The 545-nt window shown below is 68.4% G+C and carries 1 pseudogene; it reads right to left on the minus strand.

Annotated elements, in window-relative coordinates:
• Positions 1-218: 218 nt before the first annotated feature.
• Positions 219-545: pseudogene (locus tag AC08OP_RS18495) on the minus strand (IS66-like element ISFsp11 family transposase); the annotation flags it as partial.

A 545-nucleotide genomic window follows, 5' to 3' on the forward strand; every position in this document is an offset into this window, starting at 1 on the left:
GACCACCCTGACCAAGGAACAGGCGGGTCAAAGCACCAAACCCGAACGTGCGGAGTGCAGGAGGTCCCGGGGAGGCCCGCAGGTAGTCGGCTTGTCAGTCGACGAACCGCCAGGCCAGGGCAGGCGGCCATGAGCTTCGCGCCGCGCAGCGGAGCCCGGGTGATCCTGATGTGTCCATTCACGGGTGGCGGCCTGAGCAGCTCCGTGTTGATATTGGTTCAGGCGGGGAGAGCGAGCGCGGGGCGGACCGTGCGCGGGATCGGCAGCCAGGGCTTGCCGGCGAGGGCGAGGCGGATGGCGTCGATGGCGGTCAGGCCGTGGTCGCGGGCGGAGACGAGGTAGGAGCGCACGCGGAGGTAGGCGGCTAGCGTGGTGGGGGTGTGCCAGTAGCCCGAGACGGCCTGGTGCCGTTTCGGGAGCCTGATCGCCTGCTCGCTGGGATTGTTCGTCCAGGGGATCGTGAAGTCGGTGGTGAAGAGCCAGACCTGGTCGGCTTTCGCGGCAAGCCGGCGGGCCAGGACCAGGCTGGGATGGTTTTTGTCATC

Source organism: Frankia sp. CeRuru1 (genome assembly GCF_977966315.1).